Source organism: Microcoleus vaginatus FACHB-2002, from assembly GCF_040004035.1.
In the GTDB taxonomy this organism is placed as follows: Bacteria; Cyanobacteriota; Cyanobacteriia; order Cyanobacteriales; family Microcoleaceae; genus Microcoleus; species Microcoleus vaginatus_C.
Map to the genome: position 1 here is coordinate 229342 of NZ_JAMPLN010000002.1, position 25614 is coordinate 254955.

The 25614-nt window shown below is 46.0% G+C and carries 23 protein-coding genes; 9 read left to right on the forward strand and 14 right to left on the reverse strand.

Translation table 11 applies throughout. From position 1 onward, the window contains the following. Nucleotides 1–200: 200 nt before the first annotated feature. Both clpP and clpX read left to right on the forward strand, forming a co-directional pair. Nucleotides 201–890 carry an ATP-dependent Clp endopeptidase proteolytic subunit ClpP gene (gene clpP / locus NDI35_RS02530; protein WP_015179195.1) on the forward strand — a complete coding sequence of 230 codons (690 nt, stop codon included), beginning with the start codon at nucleotides 201–203 and terminating at the stop codon, nucleotides 888–890. A 9-nt stretch (nucleotides 891–899) separates the two neighbouring features. Further along, nucleotides 900–2243 carry an ATP-dependent protease ATP-binding subunit ClpX gene (gene clpX, locus NDI35_RS02535; protein ID WP_445311355.1) on the forward strand — a complete coding sequence of 448 codons (1344 nt, stop codon included), beginning with the start codon at nucleotides 900–902 and terminating at the stop codon, nucleotides 2241–2243. 138 nt (nucleotides 2244–2381) lie between these two features. Here clpX and dnaX read toward each other — a convergent pair whose 3' ends face one another. Continuing rightward, entirely contained in the window at nucleotides 2382–4943 is a 2562-nt protein-coding gene (gene dnaX, locus NDI35_RS02540; protein WP_445311356.1) for a DNA polymerase III subunit gamma/tau, read from the reverse strand. A 537-nt stretch (nucleotides 4944–5480) separates the two neighbouring features. On the opposite strand from dnaX, the gene NDI35_RS02545 reads away from it, so the two are divergent. Next, the gene (locus NDI35_RS02545; protein WP_445311357.1) at nucleotides 5481–6392 is read left to right on the forward strand and encodes a hypothetical protein; all 912 of its coding nucleotides are present in this window, start codon (nucleotides 5481–5483) and stop codon (nucleotides 6390–6392) included. A 17-nt stretch (nucleotides 6393–6409) separates the two neighbouring features. Here NDI35_RS02545 and NDI35_RS02550 read toward each other — a convergent pair whose 3' ends face one another. The 4 genes from NDI35_RS02550 to NDI35_RS02565 form a co-directional block, all read right to left on the reverse strand. Beyond that, nucleotides 6410–7132, reverse strand: coding sequence for a DevA family ABC transporter ATP-binding protein (locus NDI35_RS02550; protein WP_445311445.1), 723 nt, complete (start codon nucleotides 7130–7132; stop codon nucleotides 6410–6412). A 70-nt stretch (nucleotides 7133–7202) separates the two neighbouring features. After that, complete coding sequence (gene devC / locus NDI35_RS02555) at nucleotides 7203–8363, reverse strand: ABC transporter permease DevC (protein WP_445311358.1); 1161 nt, start codon at nucleotides 8361–8363, stop codon at nucleotides 7203–7205. A 199-nt stretch (nucleotides 8364–8562) separates the two neighbouring features. Continuing rightward, a complete protein-coding gene (locus tag NDI35_RS02560; protein ID WP_445311359.1) occupies nucleotides 8563–10206 on the reverse strand; it encodes an HlyD family efflux transporter periplasmic adaptor subunit in 1644 nt (547 codons plus the stop codon). A gap of 71 nt (nucleotides 10207–10277) precedes the next feature. Then, complete coding sequence (locus tag NDI35_RS02565; RefSeq protein WP_445311360.1) at nucleotides 10278–11015, reverse strand: phycocyanobilin:ferredoxin oxidoreductase; 738 nt, start codon at nucleotides 11013–11015, stop codon at nucleotides 10278–10280. Between the two features lie 128 nt (nucleotides 11016–11143). Here NDI35_RS02565 and tatA point away from each other — a divergent pair, with 128 nt between their 5' ends. Next, complete coding sequence (gene tatA / locus NDI35_RS02570) at nucleotides 11144–11335, forward strand: twin-arginine translocase TatA/TatE family subunit (RefSeq protein ID WP_445311361.1); 192 nt, start codon at nucleotides 11144–11146, stop codon at nucleotides 11333–11335. A gap of 61 nt (nucleotides 11336–11396) precedes the next feature. On the opposite strand, the gene panB is transcribed toward tatA, so the two are convergent. From panB to NDI35_RS02590, 4 genes are all read right to left on the reverse strand, one after another. Next, a complete protein-coding gene (gene panB, locus NDI35_RS02575; RefSeq protein WP_445311362.1) occupies nucleotides 11397–12173 on the reverse strand; it encodes a 3-methyl-2-oxobutanoate hydroxymethyltransferase in 777 nt (258 codons plus the stop codon). Between the two features lie 289 nt (nucleotides 12174–12462). Continuing rightward, complete coding sequence (locus tag NDI35_RS02580; RefSeq protein ID WP_445311363.1) at nucleotides 12463–14262, reverse strand: tetratricopeptide repeat protein; 1800 nt, start codon at nucleotides 14260–14262, stop codon at nucleotides 12463–12465. Between the two features lie 165 nt (nucleotides 14263–14427). Beyond that, nucleotides 14428–15720, reverse strand: coding sequence for an AAA family ATPase (locus tag NDI35_RS02585; protein WP_445311364.1), 1293 nt, complete (start codon nucleotides 15718–15720; stop codon nucleotides 14428–14430). Between the two features lie 230 nt (nucleotides 15721–15950). Then, complete coding sequence (locus tag NDI35_RS02590; RefSeq protein WP_445311365.1) at nucleotides 15951–17708, reverse strand: serine/threonine protein kinase; 1758 nt, start codon at nucleotides 17706–17708, stop codon at nucleotides 15951–15953. Nucleotides 17709–18319: 611 nt separating this feature from the next. Here NDI35_RS02590 and NDI35_RS02595 point away from each other — a divergent pair. From NDI35_RS02595 to NDI35_RS02605, 3 genes are all read left to right on the forward strand, one after another. Continuing rightward, a complete protein-coding gene (locus tag NDI35_RS02595; RefSeq protein ID WP_190660564.1) occupies nucleotides 18320–19750 on the forward strand; it encodes a form I ribulose bisphosphate carboxylase large subunit in 1431 nt (476 codons plus the stop codon). Nucleotides 19751–19886: 136 nt separating this feature from the next. After that, on the forward strand, nucleotides 19887–20297 hold the full coding sequence (gene rcbX / locus NDI35_RS02600) for a RuBisCO chaperone RbcX (protein ID WP_445311366.1): 411 nt from the start codon (nucleotides 19887–19889) through the stop codon (nucleotides 20295–20297). Nucleotides 20298–20341: 44 nt separating this feature from the next. Continuing rightward, entirely contained in the window at nucleotides 20342–20677 is a 336-nt protein-coding gene (locus NDI35_RS02605; RefSeq protein ID WP_006632945.1) for a ribulose bisphosphate carboxylase small subunit, read from the forward strand. Between the two features lie 80 nt (nucleotides 20678–20757). Here the strand turns inward: NDI35_RS02605 and NDI35_RS02610 are convergent, their stop codons facing one another. The 3 genes from NDI35_RS02610 to NDI35_RS02620 all read right to left on the reverse strand — a co-directional run bounded on the left by NDI35_RS02610 (nucleotide 20758) and on the right by NDI35_RS02620 (nucleotide 23120). Beyond that, nucleotides 20758–21396, reverse strand: a complete 639-nt coding sequence (locus NDI35_RS02610; RefSeq protein WP_445311367.1) for a restriction endonuclease subunit R — start codon at nucleotides 21394–21396, stop codon at nucleotides 20758–20760. A 256-nt stretch (nucleotides 21397–21652) separates the two neighbouring features. Then, nucleotides 21653–21886 (reverse strand): hypothetical protein, encoded by a 234-nt coding sequence (locus NDI35_RS02615; RefSeq protein ID WP_445311368.1) that lies wholly within the window; start codon nucleotides 21884–21886, stop codon nucleotides 21653–21655. Nucleotides 21887–21896: 10 nt separating this feature from the next. Further along, the gene (locus NDI35_RS02620) at nucleotides 21897–23120 is read right to left on the reverse strand and encodes a hypothetical protein (RefSeq protein ID WP_445311369.1); all 1224 of its coding nucleotides are present in this window, start codon (nucleotides 23118–23120) and stop codon (nucleotides 21897–21899) included. Nucleotides 23121–23374: 254 nt separating this feature from the next. Between NDI35_RS02620 and NDI35_RS02625 the strand changes: the two genes are divergently transcribed. Further along, a complete protein-coding gene (locus NDI35_RS02625) occupies nucleotides 23375–23644 on the forward strand; it encodes a hypothetical protein (RefSeq protein WP_445311370.1) in 270 nt (89 codons plus the stop codon). 106 nt (nucleotides 23645–23750) lie between these two features. On the opposite strand, the gene NDI35_RS02630 is transcribed toward NDI35_RS02625, so the two are convergent. Next, nucleotides 23751–24125, reverse strand: coding sequence for a hypothetical protein (locus tag NDI35_RS02630; RefSeq protein WP_006632950.1), 375 nt, complete (start codon nucleotides 24123–24125; stop codon nucleotides 23751–23753). Nucleotides 24126–24496: 371 nt separating this feature from the next. Between NDI35_RS02630 and NDI35_RS02635 the strand changes: the two genes are divergently transcribed. Beyond that, on the forward strand, nucleotides 24497–25066 hold the full coding sequence (locus tag NDI35_RS02635; RefSeq protein ID WP_445311371.1) for a Uma2 family endonuclease: 570 nt from the start codon (nucleotides 24497–24499) through the stop codon (nucleotides 25064–25066). A gap of 7 nt (nucleotides 25067–25073) precedes the next feature. Here NDI35_RS02635 and ruvC read toward each other — a convergent pair whose 3' ends face one another. Next, the gene (gene ruvC / locus NDI35_RS02640) at nucleotides 25074–25607 is read right to left on the reverse strand and encodes a crossover junction endodeoxyribonuclease RuvC (RefSeq protein WP_333438634.1); all 534 of its coding nucleotides are present in this window, start codon (nucleotides 25605–25607) and stop codon (nucleotides 25074–25076) included. Between the last annotated feature and the right edge of the window lie 7 nt (nucleotides 25608–25614).

Genomic DNA, 25614 nt, shown 5'->3' on the forward strand with positions numbered 1-25614 from the left:
GAGTATTTTAACTCATTCACCCCGCGAGCCTTGCGAGTCACGCCCGTGTTACGCCGAACACAGAAAGCAATCTCACACAATCAAAACTCCCCATTCCCCCGATATCCGTTCAGAAGAGGCATAATAGTTAAAAGCTGGCGGCTTAATTTAAAGCTTTCATCAGCAGCAGCAAATTGTCTAGAATCCTTGACTGGTGTCTTATGGTTGTATCTCAATCTTCCAATTACCTAATTACAAGCTATAACGATTTTGATGTCAGTTCCAGCCCCAGCAATGTAGTGCCGATGGTACTAGAACAGTCGGGGATGGGCGAGCGGGCTTTTGACATTTACTCGCGCTTGCTGCGGGAGCGAATTGTGTTTTTAGGAACTCCCGTAACCGACGAAGTTGCTGACTCGATAGTGGCTCAGCTATTGTATCTAGATGCCGAAGACCCAGAAAAAGATGTCCAAATGTACATAAATTCCCCCGGCGGCTCGGTGACGGCCGGCATGGCAATTTATGACACAATGCAGCAAATCCGCCCGGATGTGGTGACGATTTGTTACGGTTTGGCAGCGAGTATGGGCGCATTTCTGCTGACAGCAGGAGCCCACGGTAAGCGGATGTCTCTTCCGAGTTCCCGGATTATGATTCACCAGCCGCTTGGAGGCGCTCAAGGTCAAGCAGTTGATATTGAGATTCAAGCCAAAGAAATCCTTTATCATAAGCGTAAGCTGAATCAACTGCTAGCGCACCACACGGGTCAACCGATCGAGAAATTAGAGGCTGATACAGAGCGCGACTTTTTTATGTCAGCCGAGGAAGCCAAAAATTACGGTTTGGTCGATCGAGTTATCGCTAAAGAAAACCTTCCGGCGGCGGGAGAGAATGTCACTGCACTGAATTAAGAGGCTGTTATGTCTAAGTACGACTCCCATCTAAAATGTTCGTTTTGTGGCAAGTCTCAAGAGCAAGTACGCAAGTTGATCGCAGGGCCCGGGGTGTATATCTGCGACGAATGCGTGGACTTGTGCAATGAAATTTTAGATGAGGAGTTGTTTGATTCGAGTGCAGTGCCCGCAGCGGCGGTGGCCCCGAAGCAGGAAACGACGCCAAAGCGCCGTGCTAGCTCGGGCAAAAGTATGTTGATGAGCCAAATTCCGAAGCCGAGGGAAATTAAAAATTACCTCGACGAAAATGCGATCGGGCAAGATGAGGCGAAAAAGGTACTCTCGGTGGCTGTTTACAACCACTACAAGCGCCTCAGCTTTATCCATGCCAAAAATAGTGGCAAGCACCCACCGGAAGAAGTAGAACTGCAAAAATCGAATATTTTGTTAATCGGGCCGACGGGCTGCGGAAAAACTCTGCTGGCTCAGACTTTGGCGGATATGCTAGACGTGCCGTTTGCGGTGGCTGACGCGACGACGCTGACGGAAGCGGGCTATGTCGGGGAAGATGTGGAAAATATTTTGCTGCGGCTGCTGCAAGTGGCAGATATGGACGTGGAAGAGGCGCAGCGCGGGATTATTTATATTGATGAAATTGACAAAATTGCCCGCAAGAGCGAAAATCCTTCAATTACGCGGGATGTGTCGGGAGAAGGCGTGCAGCAGGCGCTGTTGAAAATGCTGGAGGGGACGATCGCGAACGTACCTCCCCAAGGCGGCCGCAAGCATCCCTACCAAGACTGCATCCAAATTGATACCAGCAATATCATGTTTATTTGCGGCGGGGCTTTTGTCGGTTTGGAAAAAGTGATAGAGCAGAGAACTGGCAAAAAGTCAATGGGTTTTATTCAGCCCGGAGAAGCTCAGCCGAAGGAAAAGCGGGCTGCTGATGTACTCAAGCAACTGGAACCGGATGATTTGGTGAAGTTTGGGATGATTCCTGAGTTTATTGGGCGGGTGCCGGTGGCGGCGGTGTTGGAACCGCTGGATGAGGAAACGCTGATGGCGATTTTGACTGAACCGCGCAATGCTTTGGTTAAGCAGTATCAAAAGCTGCTGAAGATGGATAATGTGCAGTTGGACTTTAAGCCGGAGGCGATTCGGGCGATCGCCCAGGAAGCATACCGCCGCAAAACTGGAGCGCGGGCGCTGCGGGGAATTGTCGAAGAATTGATGTTGGATGTGATGTACGAGTTGCCGTCGCGCAAGGATGTTGCCCGGTGTACGATTACTAAGGAAATGGTCGAGAAGCGATCGACGGCTGAGTTGTTGGTACTTCCCTCTTCTTTACCTAAGCCAGAGTCAGCTTAAAAGTAGATATTCACAATTACTAGGTGACTCTAATTCAACCTAAAACTTTTAGGGTATTAAAAAACCTGGAAGGGCGGCCACTCTTAGCAGCGCCCCTACTAAAAAAAACCGGGTTTCTCGGTTTTTTTAGTGATCTACTTACCAATCTATAAAATCATCCTCATTTAACTCAGAAGATAACTCGGAAAAATCCGGTTCAGATTCCAATCTAAAAGTTTCCGACTCCCAAATCTCCAAGTCATCGGACAAATCGACTACTTCTCCCTCAAACATATCAGCCAACTTCCTAGCCGAATTTGCGACATCTCGCGCGTCCTCACGCACCGCTACAGCCTGAGCTTTAGAGTCATTCTGAGAGTCTGTAGAGCCGTTTGGCTGCGATCGCGCTTCGGAAATTAGGGGCACGTTAACGGCGGTATTTTCAGCCGCTGGCGGGTGTTTTTGTTCTTCTCCACCCTTCCCCAAAAAATCATCTGTAATCTCAGAATCCGCCGACTTCTGCACCTGTTGGCCCGCATCACTCGCAGGATGAGAATTCCGGGGATTTTCGCCAACACGTCCGTTAGAACTAGGCAAATCCTTGGCGCGGGAACTATTAGTTTCAGCGGGATTTGTCAAGCCCACTTTTACTGTTACTCGACGGTTAAAAATTTGCAAAAAAGCTTCTTCAATATTAGCTACTTTGTCTTTAACCATATTGAGCAACGGCTGCGAACTAATCTTAACATGAGCAGTATTATTGCTAAAAATTACTAGCTGTCCATGTTGGCGAAGCAGCGATTGAGTTCCATGCGGTCGCACGCGCTCAAGTACCTGTTCCCACACTCGATTTAAATCGATTTCATCGCCTGAATTAGTCGGGGAATAATGTGTTTGATTCGTTTCAGTAGTTGGTACAGGTGCGGGAATCGGTGCAGGAGGTGTGCTTTCTATTCGATTAGCCACAGGCGGCGACTGAGGCGGAGGATTTTGCGAATGGGGAACTGAAGATTGTTCAATATTAGATATCTGGCTTCCCCCCGATTGTAGGGGCGGTGCCCCCGTGCCCGCCCTGGGTTGGGGGGGGTGAATTTGTGATGGAGCAATATTTTTAGCTGGTTCGGCTGTTGGTTGCTGCTGAGTTCTAATTGCTGAGGGCAGCAATCCCAACAGCGTTACTTCCAGCCACAAACGCGGCTGAGTAGTGTTTTTAATTTGCACTTCGTGGGTTTGCAAATGTTTCTGACCTGCCAAAATCAACTCGGCATCCCAATGGCGGGCAAAATCCCCCAGTTTTTCCCAAGTTGCAGAGGTTAAAGCTACTAAATCTGACCGTTTCGGTGCAGATTTAGCTATTAGCAAATCTCGGTAAAAGCTCGCGAGACTTTGCAGCACGATTAGCGGTTCCCGACCGCGATCCATGAGGTGGCGGGTCATGTCTATTAGTGCTGTAGCGTTATCTGTATCAATAGCTTGTAGCAAATCCATTAAATCATTTTCAGGGACTGCACCGACTAAATCCCAAACTTTTTCGACTGTTACTTCACCCTGAAATAAGCTCAGTTGGTCGAGCAAACTTTCGGCATCTCGCAGACCTCCTTGGGCAATTTGAGCAACCATTTGTACTGCATCACTGGCAATATTGATATTTTCTAATTGGGCAATTTTGTGCAAGTGAGCAATCATTGCTTCGAGGGGGATGCGGCGAAAGTCGAACTTTTGGCAGCGAGAAATAATAGTTGGTAATACTCTTTGTGGATCGGTTGTGGCGAGGACGAATACAACGCGATCGGGCGGTTCTTCTAGGGTTTTGAGTAAAGAGTTGAATGCCTGGGTGCTTAGCATATGGCAATTATGAACCAGAAGACCGTTAGCGACAAAATTGTGGTTGTCTTCTACTTCAATATCATAAACTCTCTCGACCCCAGCGACTTTTACAGATTCGACTGTCTCCAAACTTGTAATCCATTGAAGGGATTGAATACTGTTTAAAGTTTGCAACCCATTAGTGTTTTTTTGTCCGAGTTTTGTGAATGACGGTGCCGCACCCACATTCACAGGGGATAGTATCTTCACTCCTTCTTTTACGTCTTTTGCTCGTATCCATCCCTGTTCTGTCCTGATTGGATGATTGCCCGTACATCTGATTTCTCGGTTGGCGGTCTTAATCACCAGTGTTTGTTTTTCCCCTCTGTCTAACCACCTCAAAACTTTTTTAAATTCCCAAACTTCTGAGGTTTCGTTATAGCTGAGAACTTGTTTTCCTTTGATGTTGGGATTGTCGATCCGCATCAGACCTTCGCTAGTTTTTACCTGAGAATCACCGATCAAACACTCGTCGATTACATATACTTTATAGCGGCACTGTACGGGGGAAAATTGAGCTCGTTCGATCAAATCCCGAATGTTATCTACTCCGGTGTTGCTGGCGGCGTCGATTTCTATGACATCTAGTGTCGAACCTCGGGCAATTTCTTGGCAAACGTTGCATTTGCCGCAGGGTGTGGGGGTGGGGGCAACCGTAGAAATACAGTTGAGAGATTTGGCGAAAATTCTCGCACTGGAGGTTTTACCGGTGCCTCTGGGGCCGGTGAATAGATATGCTGGTGCTATGCGCTCTTGTAGGATGGCGCTGGTGAGGGTTTGGGCGATCGCCTCTTGACCGACTAATTCGGCAAATGTCTGAGGGCGATATTTGTGGTGCAGGGGTTCGTAGGTCACGATCGAATATTGGTGGTATTAGCTGTAATCTTAGCTAAGGAGACGTTGTTCGATCGCACCACAGCTCGACTTTCACAGCAAGCCGCCCGGTGGGCTTACACGCCGTCCGTGAGCCAACAGTAGGAATTAGCGCTCTCCAACGTCCGCCGCTCGATCGTCCGGGCGATCAACTGTTCTGCTTGATGTTTTCCGCTGCTCGCTCCCAGAGTTACTATTAATTTATGTGTATTTCTTTTTATTTTTCTAGAAACGGAGACCGCCGAACAAACATTTTTTTTAGGTATATTGGTATAATATATTACAGACAATTCACCATTTCTATTGGCCAGTACCAGCACGCGATTTTCCGATATTTCGGAAACCGGCTTGCAGTTAAAGATAAAGTATTAATTAGAGGGTGCGTGCTCCAGTTGCAGAAATCCAGTTGTACCAAGATGATGGTGGAATGATGTCAATGTTGGTTGATCCAGTTGCACTACCAGCTCTACTCTGGAGTCCTGTATAAATATAGCGTCAAATTTTACCCTTTAAAAGCCCATGTCAACCCAAATAATCCTTGTAGAACCAAGGTTGGCAGTAGCCTCTCCCAAACCTAAACAGGCTAAACCCGGAGATCCGTCCTCAGACCAACTCTTCATGGGAGCGTCGGGATTACTGTTGTTATTGCTTATCGGTTTAGCAGTGTTTACCAAGCTAAAACTCGACGATTTGAGCAAAAAGCTCAAATTTGAGGAGTTTAGAAATCGAGAACTCCAGAAAAAATACAAAATGGCTCTGGAAACCATGTTAAAGATGGAAAAGAATCCCGACCTTATCCACTCGCGAGACTTTAATTTAGACTACCTGAGAATGCGAATGGCGGAAGAAGTATTTCACTTTGCCATTGTGAACCAGATTAAGGTAAAAGTCAAAGAGAAAATTAGTATTGCCCTGCGTCCGACTCAGGGTGCAGTGGGAGATAAAAACGGGAATGCCGGCAGCGGCAGGCAAGTGGATTCGATGTTTGATATCGAATACGAAACTGGCGATCCGGCAATAAAAATAGAAAAACGTGTGCTGTTTCGGATTCAAATTAAGCTGATGAAACTGCCGACTCAGGCAACATCAGCAACAATTAATCAAATTATTGACTGTTTGGAAACTTATCTGAGTCCTTCAGACGACCACGACAGTTGGCAGCCGACAATTCAAGGTCGCATCGTTCATATTGAGTGGGATCAAAAAGCCAAGCCGACGCCGATGTTGGTGTTGGAACAGTCGAATGAAGGGGTGAATGTTACCTTTAGGACTACGAGAACGCCTGCCGGCAGACCTACAAATGCCAATGATAGCCAATTAGTAGGAGCTAAGGGTCAAAAAAGTGGCAAAAGTAGTTCTAAAACTCCAGCCAAAGGTGCAACGAAAAGTCCTGCCAAGGTAGGAGCAAAGCGTCCCGGTTCTCGGAAATAAGTTTAGGTGGGTTAATATTATTTTCCCGAAAGAACGCCGGTTGCCGCCGTTGTTGATGTATCTTGTGCGAGGTAGCCGTCTTCCATGTGAATAATGCGATCGGCTATATCTAAAATGCGGTTGTCGTGGGTGACAAGCAAAATAGTACAGTGCTGTTCTTTGGCCAAACCTCGCATAATTTCTACCACATCTCGACCTGATTTACTGTCTAGGGCTGCGGTGGGTTCGTCTGCTAATACTAATTTCGGCTGGCTGACTAATGCCCGGGCGATCGCAACTCTTTGTTTCTGGCCACCAGAAAGACTGTCCGGGTAATAATCTATTCTTTCTCCCAAGCCTACAGCTTGCAGCATTCCCTCTATTTTATCATTAGTTTCTTGGGGAGAAAGATGGCTGTGCAGTTCTAAAGACATTTGCACATTTTGCCTAGCACTCAAGCATTTGAGCAAATTGTGAGCTTGGAAAATATAGCCGATGTCGCGGCGGACTTTAACTAATTTATTTTTCGGCGTTCCCCGCAATTCTTGGTCGAGAATTTTCAGACTACCTTCTTGGATCGATCGCAAAGCTCCAATCAAGGTTAACAATGTTGTTTTACCAGACCCCGAAGGCCCTGTCATCAGTACGATTTCGCCCGGATAAATTTCGAGGTTGATGTCAAATAATGTCTGTTTGCGAAGTTGTCCTTCGCCGAAGGAATGATTGAGATTTTTAATTGAGACAACTGGTAAAGTATTCATGGGTAATTTGTACTTGGTAATTGGTAATTCCTTCTTCCTTCTTCCTTCTTTCTTCTTCCTTCTTCCTTCCTTAAAAAATATCCGCTGGGTCAGCCGCCTGCAACTTCCTAACTGCGATCGCCCCCGACACAGAACACATGACAACTGTCATTACAAAAACAGTTCCAGCTTTCATCAAAGTCATGTACATCGGCAAACTCGTAGCACTTCTCCCTAAATGGTACAGCAGCAGAGAAACCCCAAATCCCGGCAAATAACCAAGAATTGCCAAAATCAAAGCCTCTTGAAACACCACACCCAAAAAGTAAATGTCCTTATATCCCATCGCCTTTAGCGTAGCGTATTCTGGTAAATGATCGGTAACATCAGTATAAAGAATTTGATAAACAATCACTATTCCAACGATAAATCCCATTGCCGCGCCGAGAGTGAAAACAAATCCGATTGAGGTACTTTCCTGCCAATATTTTTTTTCAAAATCTACAAACTCTTCTTTAGAAGAAATTCTCACATCATTCGGCAAAGTTGCCCTCATTTTATCAACAACAGCCTTAACATCTGTTCCCGGCTGCAAGTGAACAATACCTATATCGATTAAACCTCTTGTTCTCCGCGTCGAAAAAATCCGCATAAAGTTCAAATCGCTGGTGACAAGATTTCCGTCGGCACCGAAAGAGGCCCCTATAGTAAATAAACCATCTACCCTAACGCGGCGATTGTCAACTTCAGTTTCAACAACTTTTCCCTGTTTGAAATCTTCTGCTACCGGCCCAAACTCCGGGCGGGAAGCTTGGTCAAATAAAACCACATCCGAAATTTTGATTTTGTCCAAATTATTTTGGATTTCAGGCATATCAAAGATGGGATGAGCGGGGTCAAAACCGATTACCATCAATTGGCGGGTATTGCGCTGGTTGGGGTCGGGGTTTTTCCACAATCCAAAGCCTAAATATACGGGACTAATTGATGTAACGCCATTAAAGCTCAAGGCTTGATACAAGCGACGCTGGGGAAAACTTTTCATGGCTATTAAAGCCGTAGATTGAGTGCTGGTGATAAAAATATCCCCTTTTAACTTCGAGTGAAAGGTAATGGAGCTTTCAAAGAGCGCGTCTCTAAATCCGAACTGCATAAACATTAGCAAGTCGGCAAATCCAATACCGGCTAGCGCGATTACTAATCGCATTCTTTCGCGGGTTAACTGTGCCCAAGCTAGCGGAATTTTTGCCATAAGAGTCTATTTTAGATTTTAGATTTTAGATTTTAGATTTGGGATTTTAGATTTGGGATTTGGGAGTAAATAATTTTAGGACTTAAGAACGGGTGTTGAGAAACCTGGTTTTTTACCCTTATATTTGATTCACACCCTTAATCTCGGTTAAAAACCCGGTTGCTTGAGTCCCCATGCGTAAGTCCTGTCAATGTAAAATTTAGATATCTATTTTAACTTCAACCTGCAAGTTTGTTAGGGTTGCAACTTTCTTGCTCGATTCCGGGTCGAGGCGAATTCTTACTTCGATAACTCTCGCGTCGGTGTCGGCGGCGGGGTCTGTATTAAGGACATCTTTTTTGCTGATTTGTTTGCCGATGCGATCGACTGTTCCTTCCAAAGTGCCTGCAAAAACAGGGCTGGTGACTGTTGCGCGCTGACCGTTTCGCACTTTGGCGATGTCGGTTTCGTAAACTTCTGCTACGGCGTACATTTGATCGGTGCCGCCTAGTTCTACGATGCCGTCTTGAGTGTTGACACCTTCTCCTTGTCGGCTGTGAACTTTGAGGATGTAGCCGGGTACGGGTGCTTTGACGTAGCTTAAGTTTAAGTCTACTTGAGCTTTTTGTTTGGTGGCGATCGCACTTTCAATTGCGGCTTGGGCGGCTTGCACGTCTTCGGGACGGACTTCGGCAATTTGGTCGAGATTTGCTTTGGCTTGATTGATTTCTTCTTGGCCGGTTTCTGCTTTCTGTTTGAGTATTGCTTCGGCTTGATTGATTTCTTCTATACCCGTTTCTCTCTTTTGATTTAAGGTGGCTCTAGCTTGGTTAATTTCCTCCCTGCCTGTTTCTAACTTGCGTCTGAGATTGGCTCTAACTTGGTTAATTTCCTGCTTGCCCGTTTCTACTGTTTGTTTGATTGTTGCTTGAGTTTCAACTATCTGCTCTTCTAAAGTTTGTACGGTTTTATTTAATACAGCTTGCGCTTCTTTGACTCTCTGGCGAGCCGTCTCTGCTGCTAAGCGTTTGGTGTCGTAGGCGGAAGCAGAAATTGCGCCTGTTTCGGAGAGTTCTTTATTGCGTTGTTCCTCCGCTTCGGCGTTGGTTAATTCGGCTTTTAGCCGATCGACTGTAGCGTTTTGAGAGGCAATTTCGCCGCGCAATTGAGCTTCTAGCCTAGCCAATTTGGATTGCTGCACCTCTGTTTCTCTTTGGAGTTGTGCCTCAAATTTGGCAAGATTAGCTTGTTCAGCTTCGGTTTCTCTTTGCAGCGCGGCCTCGAATTTGGCGACGTTAGCTTGTTCGGCTTCGGTTTCTCTTCGCAGTTGAGCTTCTAAGCGGGCGACATTCGCTGCTTCGCCTTCGGTTTCCCTTTGCACTTGTGCTTCAAACTTGGCAACTTCTGCTTTTTGAGCGCCGACAACGCCTGTTTTTGCCCCTGCTTGAATTTTCGCTAATTCTGCTTGTTTGACTTTGACTTCTTTGTCGGCTTGTTGGAGGATTGCTTGGAGCCGATCGCGCGTATCGAGAACTGCTATGATTTGTCCTTGACTGACTCGATCGCCCTCTTCCACCTGCAACTGTTCAATTCTTGCTCCCTCCGACGCCGAAGGGGCTGACAATTTGATAACTTCCCCCTGCGGAGTCAACCTACCCAAAGCGGTAACGCTGTTGCGGGTGGCGACGGAAGTTGCAGCAGCCGTTGCAGCCGCCGCCTTTAACTCTTCGGCTTTTCTAATTTGAGATACTTGCCAAAAACCGACTGCTGTGGTAACGACAGTGGCGGCGATCGCTAAACCGATGATTCCTCGTCCTGGGGGTTTTAAAAATGATTTATCCTTGACCCGTGATTCCTTTCCCATGACTTATAAAGTAGGTGATTTCCTGATTAAGTTTTTTTCACCCACTGTGAAGTATTGTAAACCAATTTCAGCTATTTAGGGATATCAAAAAGCACCTCGGTCATGTAATGTTCGGCCCAATCTTGACCGAAAGCTTTTTCAAGTACGCGACGGGTTTTGTCGTTTTGCTGCTGCTGGGTGCAGTAGTAAATTTGAGCCTCTAGAATTTTTGATGCTTCGGCTGCTGAGACTGGTTCGGAAGCGACTGCCTGTTTGCAGTGAATTTCAACGTAGGATTCAACAATATCCAAAAACCGACTGTTTTCTTCGATCGACTCTGGCCGCACAAACAGACAAAATTCTGAGAAAATATCCCCCCATTCGGGAATTTGGCGGGGACAAGAAAATTGCTTGAGTGGCAAAATTTCCAGTTGGGTTCGGTAGGTTTCCGACAAAGTTCGATCTCGATTGAGGGGAGAAAGGTCTGCGATCGCGGCGCTAACTTGGCCTTTGCCTGCTACGATATCCGTACCGAACATCGGCAAAGCATAATTCGGTCTGGGAAACATCACGCAGTGCAGAATGTCAAGCACCGGCCCAACTTTAGCGAGTTCGAGGTGTATTTTGCGGAACTGGGGCGTTTGATAGCAGCGGTTTTCAATGATCAGTTTTTCTCCTTCCAAGCGGCCTTCTACGTATCCCAACTCAGCGGGCAGGTGGTAGGGTTCGAGGTCGAGATAGCGGTGCCATACTGCTTCCATCCGGTCTGCTAAATCGCGGATGAGATGGTGCTGTTGGTCGCGCAGAGAAGGCTTGGATGTTTCTAACATTCTTATTTATCGGGGGATAGCTTAATAAAACTTGATTCTACTGTTGCAGGATGCAGGAAAAAAGGTAGATACTTTAACAATATCAGTAGATTGACTTACGATCGAGCAAGTTTTACAGGAGATTTTGTATGTTTGGTCTGGGATTGCCCGAAATGGGCATTGTTGCGGTGGTGGCCATACTAATTTTCGGCCCCAAGAAGATTCCTGAGTTAGGAAATGCTTTGGGCAAAACGCTGCGGAGTTTTAAGGAAGGGGTTGGTCAATCTGATGATGAAGCTGTTGAGAAGCATAAAGAGGAAGAGGGCCAGCCGAAAGTGTAAATTAGGTTTGTAGTGAGGATTTTAGTTTTCATTTTTAAGGACTCAAGTCCTCACTACGAACCTATTCGGGAAATTTGCCTTCTCTCACTTCAATGGAATAATCTTTCACAGCATGGGTAATTGTTTCTCGCAAATTGGCGTAAGCTTTCGCAAAAGGCGGCTGTTTTTCGGAAAGTCCCAACAAATCGGAAGTAACTAAAACTTGACCGTCGCAGTGCGGCCCGGCCCCGATACCAATGGTGGGAATAGTTAATTTTTGGGTAATTTGAGCGGCTAAGTCTGCGGGAATGTGTTCTAGCACGATCGCAAAGGCACCGGCTTCTTGAAGGGCGATCGACTCTGCTAGGATGCGATCGGCTGCTTCGGCCGTTTTTCCTTGTTTTTTGTAGCCGAGTTGGTGTACCGACTGCGGAGTTAAACCGACGTGTCCCATCACCGGAATTCCAGCGGATGTTAGCTGCGAAACTGTGGCGGCCATTGCTGGATATCCACCTTCCAATTTTACAGCTTGAGCGCCGGTTTCTTTCAAAGCTCTCCCGGCCGAGTGCATGGCTTGCTGGGGACTTTCTTGGTAAGTCAAAAACGGCAAATCGACCACAATTAATCCTTGTTTAACTCCGCGACGCACAGCTTTAGCGTGGTGCAGCATTTCATCGAGGGTTATGGGTAGGGTTGTGTCGTAGCCTAAGACTGTCATGGCCAGGGAATCGCCGACTAGGATGATATCTACGCCTGCTTGATCGATGAGTTGGGCGATCGCATAATCATAAGCTGTCAGGGCAACAATTGACCGCCCTTGTTGTTTCCACTGAATTAATTGATGAGTAGTGACTGACATTTTAGTGCAAAATTATAATATTATCTCCTGCTATTACTTATAATATCAAATATAACAAATTATATACAATCCATATTGTAGGGTGTATGAGGCGCGGCGATTAAGAATTGTCACAAAAAAATGAGCAAATTAATTCAGCGCCTCACGCACCAGCAAAAACTCAATGCACGCCTGCAATGATGCGCCTCAGCACTAGGTATAAGCGGCGAGCGATCAACTTAATAATCTACAATTTATGCTGCATATTGTATATTTTAACCATATTTGTAACTAAAAGCGATATTTTTATTTATTCCTGAATTTCTGCTAATAACTGTTCCCCGAAAGGATGTTTTTGCAATTGCTCAAATGTCAAATCTCCTTTACTTATTCCTTCACGCCACAGCCCAACATAATTTTCCCACACAACCTGAATGTTGGGGTGGTTTGCGGGCAACTTGCTGCGTAAAATTTCCACAGCTTGCAAAAACAGCGGTTCCGCTTCCCAGTACCTGCCTTGGGATTCATAAAGTCCAGCTAAATTGTTGAGGTCAATGGCTAAATTGGGATGGTCTTCTGGGAGCGCTCGCCTGTCTATTTCCAATGCTTGCAAATACAGCGGTTCCGCTTCCCAGTACCTTCCTTGAGATTGATAAAGTAGGGCTAAATTGTTGAGGTGATTAGCTAAACTGGGATGGTCTTCAGGAAGCGCTCGCCTACCTATTTCTAATGCTTGCAAAAACAACGGTTCCGCTTCCGAGTACCTGCCTTGGGATTGATAAAGTCCGGCTAAATTGTTGATGTGAGTAGCTAAACTGGGATGGTCTTCAGGAAGCGCTCGCCTGTCTATTTCCACAGCTTGCAAAAACAGCGGTTCCGCTTCCGAGTACCTGCCTTGGGATTGATAAAGTCCGGCTAAATTGTTGATGTGATTAGCTAAACTGGGATGGTCTTCAGGAAGCGCTCGCCTGTCTATTTCCACAGCTTGCAAAAACAGCGGTTCCGCTTCCGAGTACCTGCCTTGGGATTGATAAAGTCCGGCTAAATTGTTGAGGTCAATAGCTAAACTGGGATGGTCTTCAGGAAGCGCTCGCCTGTCTATTTCCACAACTTGCAAATACAGGGGTTCCCCTTCCGAGTACCTGCCTTGGGATTGATAAAGTCCGGCTAAATTGTTGAGGTGAGTAGCTAAACGGGGATGGTCTTCAGGAAGCGCTCGCCTGTCTATTTCCACAGCTTGCAAAAACAGCGGTTCCGCTTCCGAGTACCTTCCTTGGGATTTATAAAGTTGGGCGAGGTAATTCAAGCTACTTGATAATTCCGCTTCCATCTCTAACTCTTGCTGCAGCCCGATCGCCTTTTTAAAATACTCGATCGCCAATTCATACTCATCCTGAAAATTTTCGCACTCTCCCGACTCGATCCTTCTGTAATAAATCTTCCCCATACTCGCATAAAGACTTGCCAAACTGGGGTCTTGGAGTCCTTTTTTCTGTTCGGTTCGCGCGATTAAATCCTGCAAATCTTCCAGCGGTATCAAACTCGGCGGTTCGCGATCGTCCTCTTCAACTAGGGATCGAAACGGTTCAAATTCCGTTTTGGGAACAGCCGCAGTTTTTTTCGTATCAAAGCGAAACACACCTTTCCGCCAACTCCAAAAATCAGGAGACTCATTACTAATCAGAATTTCAATTTGTCGCGTCACCCACAAGACAATCGAAAACGGAAACTCCCGCAATGCTTCCCGCGTCCATTGCAAATATCCAAAAAACACTTCTTGTTCCGATCGACTTTCGCCAAATTGTTTAAAAAACCGCAGTTTCTCCACACCCGTCACGGTGATCACGGCTTTTCCCCGCTGCTGCAAATATGCTTCTTGTTCGACTAAATTGGCGATCGCCGATCGCAAACTCGGTTCACCCCTCGCCAATTCTACGCGATAGCGGCGGATATCCGGTTCGAGTTCTGCTTCATAATCCGAAATCAGGCGATCGCGACAGTCGCTATCATCGCAAACTGCGATTAGCAAGTTGAGAATATCTTTACCCGCTTCAATTGACACGAGTAAATCTTCATAATTATCTTGGTTTTGACTGTTGAGATTCGACATATAGTCACATCGTTACAGCATGGGCCGGGGCGGGTTTACAAGATAGTTAGTTTTCCCCAGAGATGGCTGGTAAAACCCGCCCCTACGAGAACGAAAATTATACAATAACAAATTTCTTGGCTAGCGGTTTCAACCGCCGAGTTTATTTGTTGAGTATAAAAGAAATTATTCACGCGGAAAATCATCTCGCTGCTTTAACAATTCTAGCACGATCGGGTGAATGTCGTACCACAAAACACCATTGCGATATTCCAAAACATATAACCCATGCAGCAAGTCCAAAAACCCTTGTGCTTTCGGGTCGGCAGGTTTAAAATCTCTGTAAGTTGCCATCAACATCTCATAATCAGTGGTTCCTAAACGGGTATCAAAATCGATCCGCAATTTATTAATCGCTTCCTCAAACACCTCAGCATTAATTTTAACCGCAGCTTCTGGATTCCGTCGCACCAACCGCAAACAAATGCGGCAGCATTCGTTAGCAATTCTAATCAATTCTCGCAATACTCCACCGCTGTATGCGACAAGGCGATCGAGTGTTTCCGGTTCGATCAATTCGCTTCCCAAGCGTTTAGCTAAAATCTCTTTCAATCTCGCCGCCGGTTCCGCCATTGCAACAGCATCAGCATTCCGGCTTTCTCCGCGTTTAAACAGCTTAGTGACTGGCATAAACACGACTTGATTGTTAGTTTCCGTTTCCACGGTAGCGGCCAAAGAGACATCTCGCAGCGCTGAAATAGGAGTTGTTAAAATTATCCTAAAATTTGGCAAGAAAAGCGCTTTAATATGTTCTTGATAAACTTGGCGAACTACACCTAAATCCAACTTATCCAGGTCATCAATCACCACGATTATATCTTTTTTCGCGCCTTCTCGAACTACCGCAGCAATCTCGTTAATTGTTGCAACCAAATCAGAAACTTTGCGAATAAACTCTTGTTTGATTTCCTCGCGAATCGTCGCATCAGCTTTTAACTTGCCTTGAATCATCTTAAACAAGTTAAACCCCACCGATCCGCTGGCGCTCAATTCGTCAATTGTTGTTTTAGTTTTAGTGGCAAACCACTTCTCAAATGATTCTTTAGTGGATTTTTTGATGGGAATTTGCTGTTTTTCGGCTGCATCCATCAACTGAACTGCGATCGCAAACAAAATATTAATATGATTAACATCCGACATTTCGATCAAGTCGGAAATCGAGAAAAAGACTGTAAAATAGCGATCGTCCATCTGGCGGCAAAACTCAGCCAACAGTGTAGACTTACCGCAACCGCGATGTCCCGTAAAAATAATTTTACCGCTACCGGAAGGGTCATCTTCGACTAATTGCTCTAATTCTTCCAGCACTTCTGTCCCGTATTCTACTCGGAAGTTCTCGACTTCTTTCGGAGTTATCAGCGGCGATAACTCCATATTTGCATAGGCTGTCCGAAAGGATTCTAGTAATATTTTGGACATGGCACTCTGAGGCTATTATTTAATGTTCTTCATGATTATAAGCTGTCTAGCATCTAACTTGTAGATTTTTTTGCGACCTCTCCGGCCCGCCCCACAATAGTTTTCAAAGCCGGAGAGCGCGCCTATATCCCCTTAACAAGGGGGGGACAAGATTACCCAAAGTGAATATTTTTAAGAAAGATTTAGGGGAAGATGAATCTGAGGTGAAATGTTTAATGTTTAATTAATTCCTACTTCCAGCCCAACCACCGCAACAAAGGCACAACTAAATAATGACTAACTCCCAAACAAAGCCCGATCGCACTTCCCAACAAACCAAAAAACATAATCGAGCCCCAAATTTGCAGCCAGCCGAAGGTAACGTTAGACAGTGACAAAATCCCAAAGAAACTCCCCGGAAAAATGTTCCAAGCATTCAGCAACAGAAACATTCCCGTAGAGAAAACAGCCACTACCAAAGCGTGAACTAATTGATGGCTCCGCAAACCCATTCCCACAGTCAAAGAGGCGATCGCAAAAGCTCCCAAAATAACCCCCTGCACACCGCTAGAAGCTGTTGCTTCCATCCAGCACAAACCTGCCAACAAATAGCCCTGAGCTCCCATCAATCCAGACAGCCAATACTGTTTTTGCTGGCGAAAACTCCCCGCATCCGTCAAACCGATCGCAGTTCCGAACCCCGCCAACCCAAACAGCAGCACTTCCGGTCCGACAGCGAAAGTGATGTTAGGAATTAATTGCTGCAAACCTTGATTCAGAAAACTGGCAACTTCCTGGCCAATAGGCGAAGCATAACCCAAAACCAAACCACCGATCGCCCCCGCACTTCCACCAACGCCACCCAGCACCATTTCCCAGCCCGTATCCAGAGAAGCTACCACGATTTGGGCGATCGCGCCGAACAGCACAACCATCAAACTTCCCGTTTTTTGCGCCCCCGCCACCACTACTTGCCGGCAGAATTCTACAATAGCTTGACCCATTGGGGTGATCGCGATTTTGCCCTTACTCCTAGCATAAATCTCCTGCAAACGCGCCCGAACATCGCCAGCCGTCGCCGGACGTTCCCGCACATTCGATCGCACCATATCGTCCAACAAATTAGCCAAAGGCGGACTCACAGATACAATGTGGCGCCACCGCAACTCTCCAGTCATCGGATCTTCAATTTCCGCCGGATACTTCCCCGTCAGCAAATGAATACAAGTTCGCCCCAGCGCATAAAAATCCGTTGCCGGCACCACACCGCCTCCCACAATTTGTTCCGGCGGACTGTACCCAGGCGAAATCAATCGCGTCGAACTCGGAGAATCTTTCCCCACCGGTTCGACACCGCCCATATGTTTAACTCCCCCAAAGTCGATCGTCACCAATTGCAGTCCGCCTAAACCCTTGCTAAGCAAAACTTGGGGCGATTCCGGGTCGCGCAGCATCAAATTTGAGGGTTTAATGTCGCGGTGAATAATCTGACTCCTGTGCAACTCCTCTAAAATTTCCACAGCTTGACTCAGCCAACTAAACACCCATTCCTGCGGACAGCCTTGAGGGTGCTCGTCGAGAACCTCTTCTAAAGTTTTGCCGTGAATCTTTTCCATTACCAAACAAGGCAGCCGCTTCGCCGCAGGATTTCCCTCGCCGCCTGCAAAATTTTGCGTTTGGACGTGAAAATAACCGTCAGGATCGACTCTCGGGACGCCCGGGTGCCGCAAACGTGCCAAAACCCAAGCTTCTTGCTCGAACAGTTTCAGCGCTTTCGGGGCAGTTTCGAGCAACACTTTCAGGACGCGCTCGGTTTGAGTTTCTTTGTCCCAAACTGTGAAAATCGCTGCAAAACCCCCGGAAGCGAGGCTTTCTAGAGGCACATAGCGATTTTTTAGCTGCAGCGGAGCCCCGCAACTATGACAAAAATTGTTGCCCCAAGTCTGAGGGTAGGGCCTTGGGCAATCTGGATTGATGCAGTGGACGGCTTTTGAAGGGGGGTGAGGCACAACCAGAGTAAAAATGGGGCTAAATATCCATAGTAGACTTACGCGCCGCTAACGCAGAAACCCGGTTTTCAGCGAGGTTAAATGGCTGTAACGACGGATTTGGTTTGAGAGCACAAGTCCTGTCCATATTATGTGCTATGCTGTCGATTTTTGAGTTGGCGGTCTGGAAGTCACGGGATTTTAGATTTTGGATTTTGGATTTTGGATTTTAGATTGCATACTGGATTGCAGTTGAGATCGATCTTAACTGCCCACCCCAACTTTAGGTATTTCTAACTACTTAGCCCAGATCCATTACCCCTTACCAATTCTGATTTTTAAGTATTAAATTCTTTACATAAACCGTATTGATTCGCTGTTCGGCTCGCTGCACCATATCTTTCTGTCCAGCGAAATTCCTCCCCCCTCTGCGATCCCCAGCCTTTCCTCCTGCATCCTTCGCCGCTGGCTTTTCATAAGAAATGTTACAAATATTTGCCTAATGTAAAGCAAAATAAATAATACTTATGATGATTAAAAGAATATTAAAATTTGAGAGCGCCATTTTATTGATATATTTTTAACAGCCTGCGATCGGGCAAAAAAATTAAGCGAATACTAGGAAGCGAGATATGGCTTACGCGCAAACCCAAACTCAATCAAAGGCTGGGTATAAAGCCGGAGTTCAAGACTATAAACTAACGTATTACACGCCGGACTACACCCCAAAGGATACAGATGTTTTGGCGGCTTTCCGGGTAACACCGCAGCCGGGAGTACCCCCTGAAGAAGCCGGCGCTGCTGTAGCTGCTGAATCTTCCACAGGTACATGGACAACTGTGTGGACTGACCTCCTGACCGACCTCGACCGCTACAAAGGTCGCTGCTACGACATCGAGCCAGTTCCCGGTGAAGACAACCAGTACATCTGCTTCATTGCTTATCCTTTGGATTTGTTTGAAGAAGGTTCCGTCACCAACTTGCTGACCTCTTTGGTCGGTAACGTGTTCGGTTTCAAAGCTCTGCGCGCTCTGCGGTTGGAAGACTTGCGGATTCCCATTGCTTACTTGAAAACTTTCCAAGGCCCTCCTCACGGTATTACCGTTGAGCGGGACAAATTGAACAAGTACGGTCGTCCTTTGCTGGGCTGTACAATTAAACCCAAATTGGGTCTGTCTGCTAAGAACTACGGCCGTGCCGTTTACGAAGTTCTGCGCGGCGGTTTGGACTTCACCAAAGACGACGAAAACATCAACTCGCAACCGTTTATGCGCTGGCGCGATCGTTTCTTGTTCGTTCAAGAAGCTATTGAAAAAGCTCAAGCAGAAACCGGCGAAGTCAAGGGCCACTACCTCAACGTAACCGCCCCCACCTGCGAAGAAATGATGGAGCGGGCTGAGTTCGCTAAGGAAATCAAAACCCCCATCATCATGCACGACTACCTGACCGGTGGTTTCACTGCTAACACAACCTTGGCTAAATGGTGCCGCCGCAATGGTATTTTGCTGCACATCCACCGCGCCATGCACGCAGTTATCGACCGTCAGAAAAACCACGGTATCCACTTCCGCGTGCTTGCCAAGTGCTTGCGGATGTCCGGCGGCGACCACCTGCACTCCGGTACAGTTGTGGGTAAACTCGAAGGCGAAAAAGGCATCACGATGGGCTTCGTAGACTTGATGCGCGAAGACCACATCGAAGAAGACCGCAGCCGCGGTATTTACTTCACCCAAGATTGGGCCTCCATGCCCGGTGTCATGCCGGTTGCTTCTGGTGGTATCCACATCTGGCACATGCCGGCTTTGGTGGAAATCTTCGGCGACGACTCCTGCTTGCAGTTCGGCGGCGGCACCTTGGGCCACCCTTGGGGTAATGCACCTGGTGCAACTGCTAACCGCGTTGCTTTGGAAGCTTGCGTCCAAGCTCGTAACGAAGGCCGCAACTTGATGCGCGAAGGCGGCGACGTGATCCGCGAAGCTTGCAAATGGTCTCCTGAACTGGCTGTTGCTTGCGAACTCTGGAAAGAAATCAAGTTTGAGTTCGAGGCAATGGATACCCTTTAAGGATTTTTGGTTGGAGATTTTAGGTTTTAGGTCGCAAACTTGCTAGGAAGTCTTTATCTTTGAAGAAGATTTACAAGTAAGTTTGCATCCAAAATCTAAAATCCAAAATCTAAAATTTGAGGGGGCTGGGGTCAAAATGGATCTCAAACAAGTTGCGAAAGACACCGCTAAGGTGCTGGCAAGTTACCTAACCTATCAATCCGTGCGGATGGTGGTCGCTCAGTTGAGCGAAACCAATCCTCCTCTGGCAATCTGGTTGAACGACTTTTCCACGAAGGCCAAAATCCAAGATGGAGAAGCATACATTCAAGAGTTGCTGAGGGAAAATCAAGATTTAGGATTTCGGATCATGACTGTGCGAGAGTATCTGGCTCACGATGTGACAGAATATTTGCCAGAAATGGTTTGTACTGGCATTCAACAGGCGAATATGGAACACAGACGCCAGCATTTAGAGCGAACTACGCAACTTAATTGGTCTGTTCCTAGCAGTAATCCTGAAACATCAATAGATTCTGAACCGAATCTGGATAATTTGTCGAGTTAATCGATCGACAAGTGCGATCGAACACACACCTTAGAGATACAAAAATGAAGACTTTACCTAAAGAGCGTCGTTACGAAACTCTGTCCTATTTGCCCCCGCTGACAGACGCGCAAATTGCCAAGCAACTCCAATACATCTTGGATCAAGGCTACATTCCCGGCGTAGAATTCAACGAAACCTCTGCCGCTGAAATGCGCTACTGGACTCTGTGGAAGTTGCCTTTGTTTGGTGCTCGCAGCGTCCAAGAAATCATGACAGAAGTTCAAGCTTGCCGTCAAGACAATCCTAGCTGCTACATCCGCGTCATGGGTTTTGACAACGTGAAGCAGTGCCAAGTGCTGAGCTTCATCGTCCACAAGCCTAACACCAGAGGCTACTAAAAAGTATTGGCTGGGTAATCTAACCTTTAGGTTAACAGTCATGGCAGATTGGAGGCGGGGAATTTTCTCTGCCTCTTTTTTTATAGTTTGCAAATAGCTTTTAACACTTGCAGCAACAAAATTGAAGAGTCGGACTCCATTAGGTTTAGCAAAGGCATTAGGTGATAGGTTGGGTTATTGCCCCCCTGAATATTGACGAACTGATAGTGCATTCCGTTTGTTGTCAAGCCCCAGATTGTGTCCTGATATTTTAAATTTTGATAAGCATAGGTGAGCAATTGGGATAAACCCATCAATGCGTTGATTCCAGAATTTTTACTTTCAATCACCAAAACCCAAAAATATGTATCGCTTCTGATAGGTTTTATTTTGTTGACAGCTAAGATATCAAACCGTCCTTTAATGATAGTATCTTCATCTTCAATGCTAATTTCGGCGATGTCTTGTTCTAAACTAATTTTAATCGGGCGACGGTAGAAGCCAGCCAATCGCATTAGGGGAAAGGTAGTCAGAGCTTTTACCAACCCTTCAGAAACTCGATCCGTTGAAATGTAGTCATCGAAGTCATCCCTAATTTGTATAAGTTCCTGCTGTTCGTGTTCTGTTATATCTTCAAGGGATAACAGAGAGGTAAACGAGTTAGTGTACTGCTTTTGAAAGCCGAACAGACGCTGTACTTCTGCTAATGTTAGGTTTTTGGCATTAATAGTTGTCGTCATATTTTAATAGTTATTTAATTTTTAGTTATAATTATAACATAGACAGTGCGGTAGTCCACTTGCACCATTCTTAGGAACAGGCAAGATGCCTGTTTCACAACATATCAAGTTTCTTGTGGGGTATGCTGGAGAGCCTGCCCATATTCTTAGGAACAGGCATCTTGCCTGTTCCACAACATATCAAGTTTCTTGTGGAGTGGGTCTCTTGCCTGCCGATGAAAGTAGACGCGATTTCAATCGTCGGGTGACAACAAACCTAATCTATCCTTTCCATCACACTCCCATCAACTATTTCATAACCCCAATTAAAATGTCGATTGGCCAACTGCTCAGCCATGTCATATTCCCCCAAATTGCAGAGTTCAACTAACTTTTGATATCCTTCATCTCTTTCTCGCTGCCACCTCTCCCGCCGCAGTTTTTCTCTCTCTTCCTCAGACGGATTTGGTCGCTCTTCTCCCAGCGGATTGATATCGCTAATTCGTTTCATATCCGTCTCTTTAAAAAGGGATTGATTCGACTATTTCACCGTCAACTATTTCGTAGCCCCATTCTGGGTTGGCAGCGATTTGTTTTTCTACTAGACTTCGACCCAGAGGAGTTTGGTAAGCTTTTTGCAAAGAGGAAATACTGGGGATTTCGGCGGGGGCTGGCAGCTCTTTTTGTTCGTTTTTTGGCGGTTCAGCAATTGTTTCAGATGTGGAGTGATTTAAGGCCGATTGAGGCGCGATCGCCCCTAACTTCCGCATAACGCTATCCTTGGTGATTTGCGGTTTTTCGTTGAAGGAAGACGGCAGATATGGTGTGTCAACGCCCTGCTGTTTTGCTTTGAGTGCATCATCAGCAAGGCGATCGCACTTTCGCAAAAATCCCTCCCACAAATCTTTGCCCAAAACCGGGTTTCTCAAGTCAGCACGGGCTTTAGATACTGCTGCTTCCAGCGGTTCTCCTTTGTGGACGTAATACTGAATTCGCTCCTCTTCAAAAGCAGGATAAGGCACTTCCGGCTCGATTTCCCAATCTCGCTGGACTTTCTGACTTTCTCCTAAAGGGATTCCGGCGATAAATTCCTCCCAAAAAGGCGAGGTTAAGCCTTTTGTCATGCTGTCAATAATTTTAAATGCCCATCCAGAAGGATTGCCAAATCCTAAATTACGCTCTTGAGCATATGCTTCTAAAGCTCGCTGAAAGTTGTGCAGTTGTTCTTGAGAATTCCAAGGGCCGCTAAATCGGTAATGAGGCGTGACAGCAACGGCTATTTGCTGGCGGGGTTGCCCGAAATATTTGTCGGTTTTAACTACATGATTTGGGGGTGATGTTTTGCGGAATATTTCTACAGGGCGATTGGTGCTTTCGCGGGTTGTCTGTGGTATAATTCCGCCAGGATTGGATGTCCAAAAGTTATTGAGTTTTTCCTCGAAAGCGTCAATGTCCGCCCAGAGTTCTAGGGTGTCGGTGTTGGGATTTTGTAGTTTTTCTTTCAGGAGCGATCGCACTTTGAGCAGGCTTCTCGCGAGTTCTTGTTCTTCGTGATTTAAACCGGTGGCTTTTTCAATTTCGCTGCTGTTGGTTTTTACCCATTCGCCGGAGTTGGACTTTTGTGATTGCCATTGTAATAATTGGCAAAGAAAAATGCTCGCCGCGACTCCGCCGGTAATTGGGGCGAGTTTGGGATAGTAGATGGCGGGGTTTCCTAGATTGCCTAAAAATATTCCTATTTTCATTTTGTATATTCTTAATTCCCTTGAATCTTAGGGTTATTATTGGCGCAGCTTAGCTTGCATTCTAGGGGGCGCAGCGGGGCAGCTTACCTCGACTAAACTACCATGGAGAAACTTAAGATTTTCTTTAAGCTTCTGTCTATTCCTGACTGAATGGAGTTTCTAGAGTAAAAACGGGGATCGCTTATTCGATCGCCTGATTGACAGGACTGAGTTAAACGTAATAATAAATTATTTACTGTACAGCTTCTGCCAAAATGAATCCAGAACGCCAAGAGGCTTATTTGAACTTGATCGAGCGAGTGCTTACGTGTCCCAACGGCCAAGAACCAGAGGTTTTGAGTTCGCGTTCCGATTTAATTGATGCGGGATTTGTGCAAATGCTAATCCAGATATCGGCTTCAATGGCCCGCGAAGGTGACGAAGATACTGCTAATTTTTTAGTGCAACTTGCTCGTTTGCTGGGGAAATCTTTGGGTTTGTCGCCGGATTTGAAGCCTGCTGGGTACAGTAGTGCAAAGGGGTAGAGAACAGTTGCGATCGCCTCGTTGTATCATGTTTTGAAAAATGAGGGCGATTCCCTACCCTTCGGGATAGCTTTGCTTCACCTAATTTTTAAATGCAGCTATGGCTTTACAGTTTATATTCGAGAGGCTCGCAAAACTCATTCACCCCAGTTTTAAAGACATAAATAATCACTGAAGTCACCAAAATATCAGGGCAAATTTTTGCTGCAACTAAATCTCTAAATGCTGCATTCAATTGTCCGTTTGTCAACTCTTCTTTAACCTCGGATTTGCAGATAGCAACCCGGCATCTTTTGGCCAATCCGTCTAACCAATTTTCTGATATATTCGGTTCTTGTCCGGCTTGAATTGCTAGAGATATCGCTGCATCTTCGATGTTGCCTTCGCAATCTTCGATTGCGTCTAGGGCTTTTAAGGCTTCGGGATATTCGGCTAATTGTGAGCGAAATTGGGCAATTTGTTGGGAGGTAATAATCACCATATTATTTTCTTGTGTTCTCTGCTGGCGGGATAAGTTTAGCAATTAAAGTTGATATTATAGCATTTTTTTGAGCGAGGGTGGAATTGGGCGCTCGAACTTAATTAAATTTTCAACTAATATTTGGCACTTCGCAATAATCCGCCTGGGGTTTAAACAGGTGTCAAAGCTTAAGTATTCTTGCAGAGGATTAATGTTAAATGCGATCGATCTCTGGCATTTGCGCCCTCGTCCGCCTGGGGTTTAAATCCCTCTCAAAGCTTAAGTGCTCTTGCAGAGAACTGATGTTAAATTCGATTAGTTTCGTCGGTCATTGACAAAAAGTGTCGCTAAAATAGGTTTACAGAACTCATATTTCTAGGGAATTAGAAAAAATGACAATCGTTACTTTAAACTTAGATACTGTCGAACTAACAGACGAACAGTTTTACCGTTTATGCCAGATGAATCGAGATTGGCAATTTGAACGGACACCTAAAGGAGAAATCATTATTATGTCACCCGTAGGCGGAGTTAACGCCAATCGAGAAGCCTATTTAATTACAGATTTGGGCTTGTGGAACCGTAAAACGCAGCTAGGGAGAGTGTTTAGTTCATCTACAATTTTTCGCTTGCCTAATAATGGCTATCGATCGCCTGATGCCTCTTGGGTTATGTTAGAAAAATGGTCGGCTTTAACAGCAGAAGAACAAGAGAAATTTCCGCCAATTTGTCCTGATTTTGCCATTGAATTGCGATCGCCCCCAGACCCGTTGCGGCCGCTTCAGGAGAAAATGCAGGAGTATCTAAACAGTGGTTTACGCTTGGGTTGGCTGATTAATCCTCTAGACGAACAAGTGGAGATTTATCGCCCTTCTCGCGAAGTAGAGATTGTACAATTTCCTGTAAGTTTATCGGGAGAAGATGTCTTGCCCGGATTTGTGCTTAATTTGCCGATGATTTGATATTGCATCAAACTTTTTCTGTTTCCAACTGTATTTTTTTCGGACAAATATCATCATCGTACCAACCCGTCAAAGCCACCGCCAAAGCATCCGCCGCATCGTCGGGTTTCGGAATATAACCTAACTCCAATTCCCGCGCCACGGCCTCTTGCACTTCGGACTTATCCGCATTACCGCGCCCGGTCAAAGCTTGCTTAATTTGAGCCGGCGTAAACTCGAATAACGGCACTCCACACTGCGCCAATACTAGCGTCAAAACGCCCCGCGCTTGCGCTACCAGTATGGTATTTCCCATCTTGTAAAAGAACAGTTTTTCGGCAATTGCTACATCAGGCTTAATCTGTTCAATTACCTCGTGCAAATCATCGTAAATTGTTTTCAACCGCTGTCCCATTTCCTGTTTAGGCGTTGTTTGTATGACGCCGCAATCAATCATGGAAACCAAGTTTTCATCTTGTTTGCCGGGGACAACTTGACAGCAAATTGCCCCGTAGCCGAGATTTGCTAAGCCGGGATCTAATCCTAAAATTCGTTTTTCCATTGCCAGA

What these genes read in the sequence shown, in the direction of transcription:
- clpP (WP_015179195.1), top strand. Translation starts at nt 201, where the DNA reads ATGGTTGTATCTCAATCTTCCAATTACCTAATTACAAGCTATAACGAT.
- clpX (WP_445311355.1), top strand. Translation starts at nt 900, where the DNA reads ATGTCTAAGTACGACTCCCATCTAAAATGTTCGTTTTGTGGCAAGTCT.
- NDI35_RS02545 (WP_445311357.1), top strand. Translation starts at nt 5,481, where the DNA reads ATGTCAACCCAAATAATCCTTGTAGAACCAAGGTTGGCAGTAGCCTCT.
- NDI35_RS02550 (WP_445311445.1), bottom strand. Translation starts at nt 7,132, where the DNA reads ATGAATACTTTACCAGTTGTCTCAATTAAAAATCTCAATCATTCCTTC.
- devC (WP_445311358.1), bottom strand. Translation starts at nt 8,363, where the DNA reads ATGGCAAAAATTCCGCTAGCTTGGGCACAGTTAACCCGCGAAAGAATG.
- NDI35_RS02560 (WP_445311359.1), bottom strand. Translation starts at nt 10,206, where the DNA reads ATGGGAAAGGAATCACGGGTCAAGGATAAATCATTTTTAAAACCCCCA.
- NDI35_RS02565 (WP_445311360.1), bottom strand. Translation starts at nt 11,015, where the DNA reads ATGTTAGAAACATCCAAGCCTTCTCTGCGCGACCAACAGCACCATCTC.
- tatA (WP_445311361.1), top strand. Translation starts at nt 11,144, where the DNA reads ATGTTTGGTCTGGGATTGCCCGAAATGGGCATTGTTGCGGTGGTGGCC.
- panB (WP_445311362.1), bottom strand. Translation starts at nt 12,173, where the DNA reads ATGTCAGTCACTACTCATCAATTAATTCAGTGGAAACAACAAGGGCGG.
- NDI35_RS02580 (WP_445311363.1), bottom strand. Translation starts at nt 14,262, where the DNA reads ATGTCGAATCTCAACAGTCAAAACCAAGATAATTATGAAGATTTACTC.
- NDI35_RS02585 (WP_445311364.1), bottom strand. Translation starts at nt 15,720, where the DNA reads ATGTCCAAAATATTACTAGAATCCTTTCGGACAGCCTATGCAAATATG.
- NDI35_RS02595 (WP_190660564.1), top strand. Translation starts at nt 18,320, where the DNA reads ATGGCTTACGCGCAAACCCAAACTCAATCAAAGGCTGGGTATAAAGCC.
- rcbX (WP_445311366.1), top strand. Translation starts at nt 19,887, where the DNA reads ATGGATCTCAAACAAGTTGCGAAAGACACCGCTAAGGTGCTGGCAAGT.
- NDI35_RS02605 (WP_006632945.1), top strand. Translation starts at nt 20,342, where the DNA reads ATGAAGACTTTACCTAAAGAGCGTCGTTACGAAACTCTGTCCTATTTG.
- NDI35_RS02610 (WP_445311367.1), bottom strand. Translation starts at nt 21,396, where the DNA reads ATGACGACAACTATTAATGCCAAAAACCTAACATTAGCAGAAGTACAG.
- NDI35_RS02615 (WP_445311368.1), bottom strand. Translation starts at nt 21,886, where the DNA reads ATGAAACGAATTAGCGATATCAATCCGCTGGGAGAAGAGCGACCAAAT.
- NDI35_RS02620 (WP_445311369.1), bottom strand. Translation starts at nt 23,120, where the DNA reads ATGAAAATAGGAATATTTTTAGGCAATCTAGGAAACCCCGCCATCTAC.
- NDI35_RS02625 (WP_445311370.1), top strand. Translation starts at nt 23,375, where the DNA reads ATGAATCCAGAACGCCAAGAGGCTTATTTGAACTTGATCGAGCGAGTG.
- NDI35_RS02630 (WP_006632950.1), bottom strand. Translation starts at nt 24,125, where the DNA reads ATGGTGATTATTACCTCCCAACAAATTGCCCAATTTCGCTCACAATTA.
- NDI35_RS02635 (WP_445311371.1), top strand. Translation starts at nt 24,497, where the DNA reads ATGACAATCGTTACTTTAAACTTAGATACTGTCGAACTAACAGACGAA.
- ruvC (WP_333438634.1), bottom strand. Translation starts at nt 25,607, where the DNA reads ATGGAAAAACGAATTTTAGGATTAGATCCCGGCTTAGCAAATCTCGGC.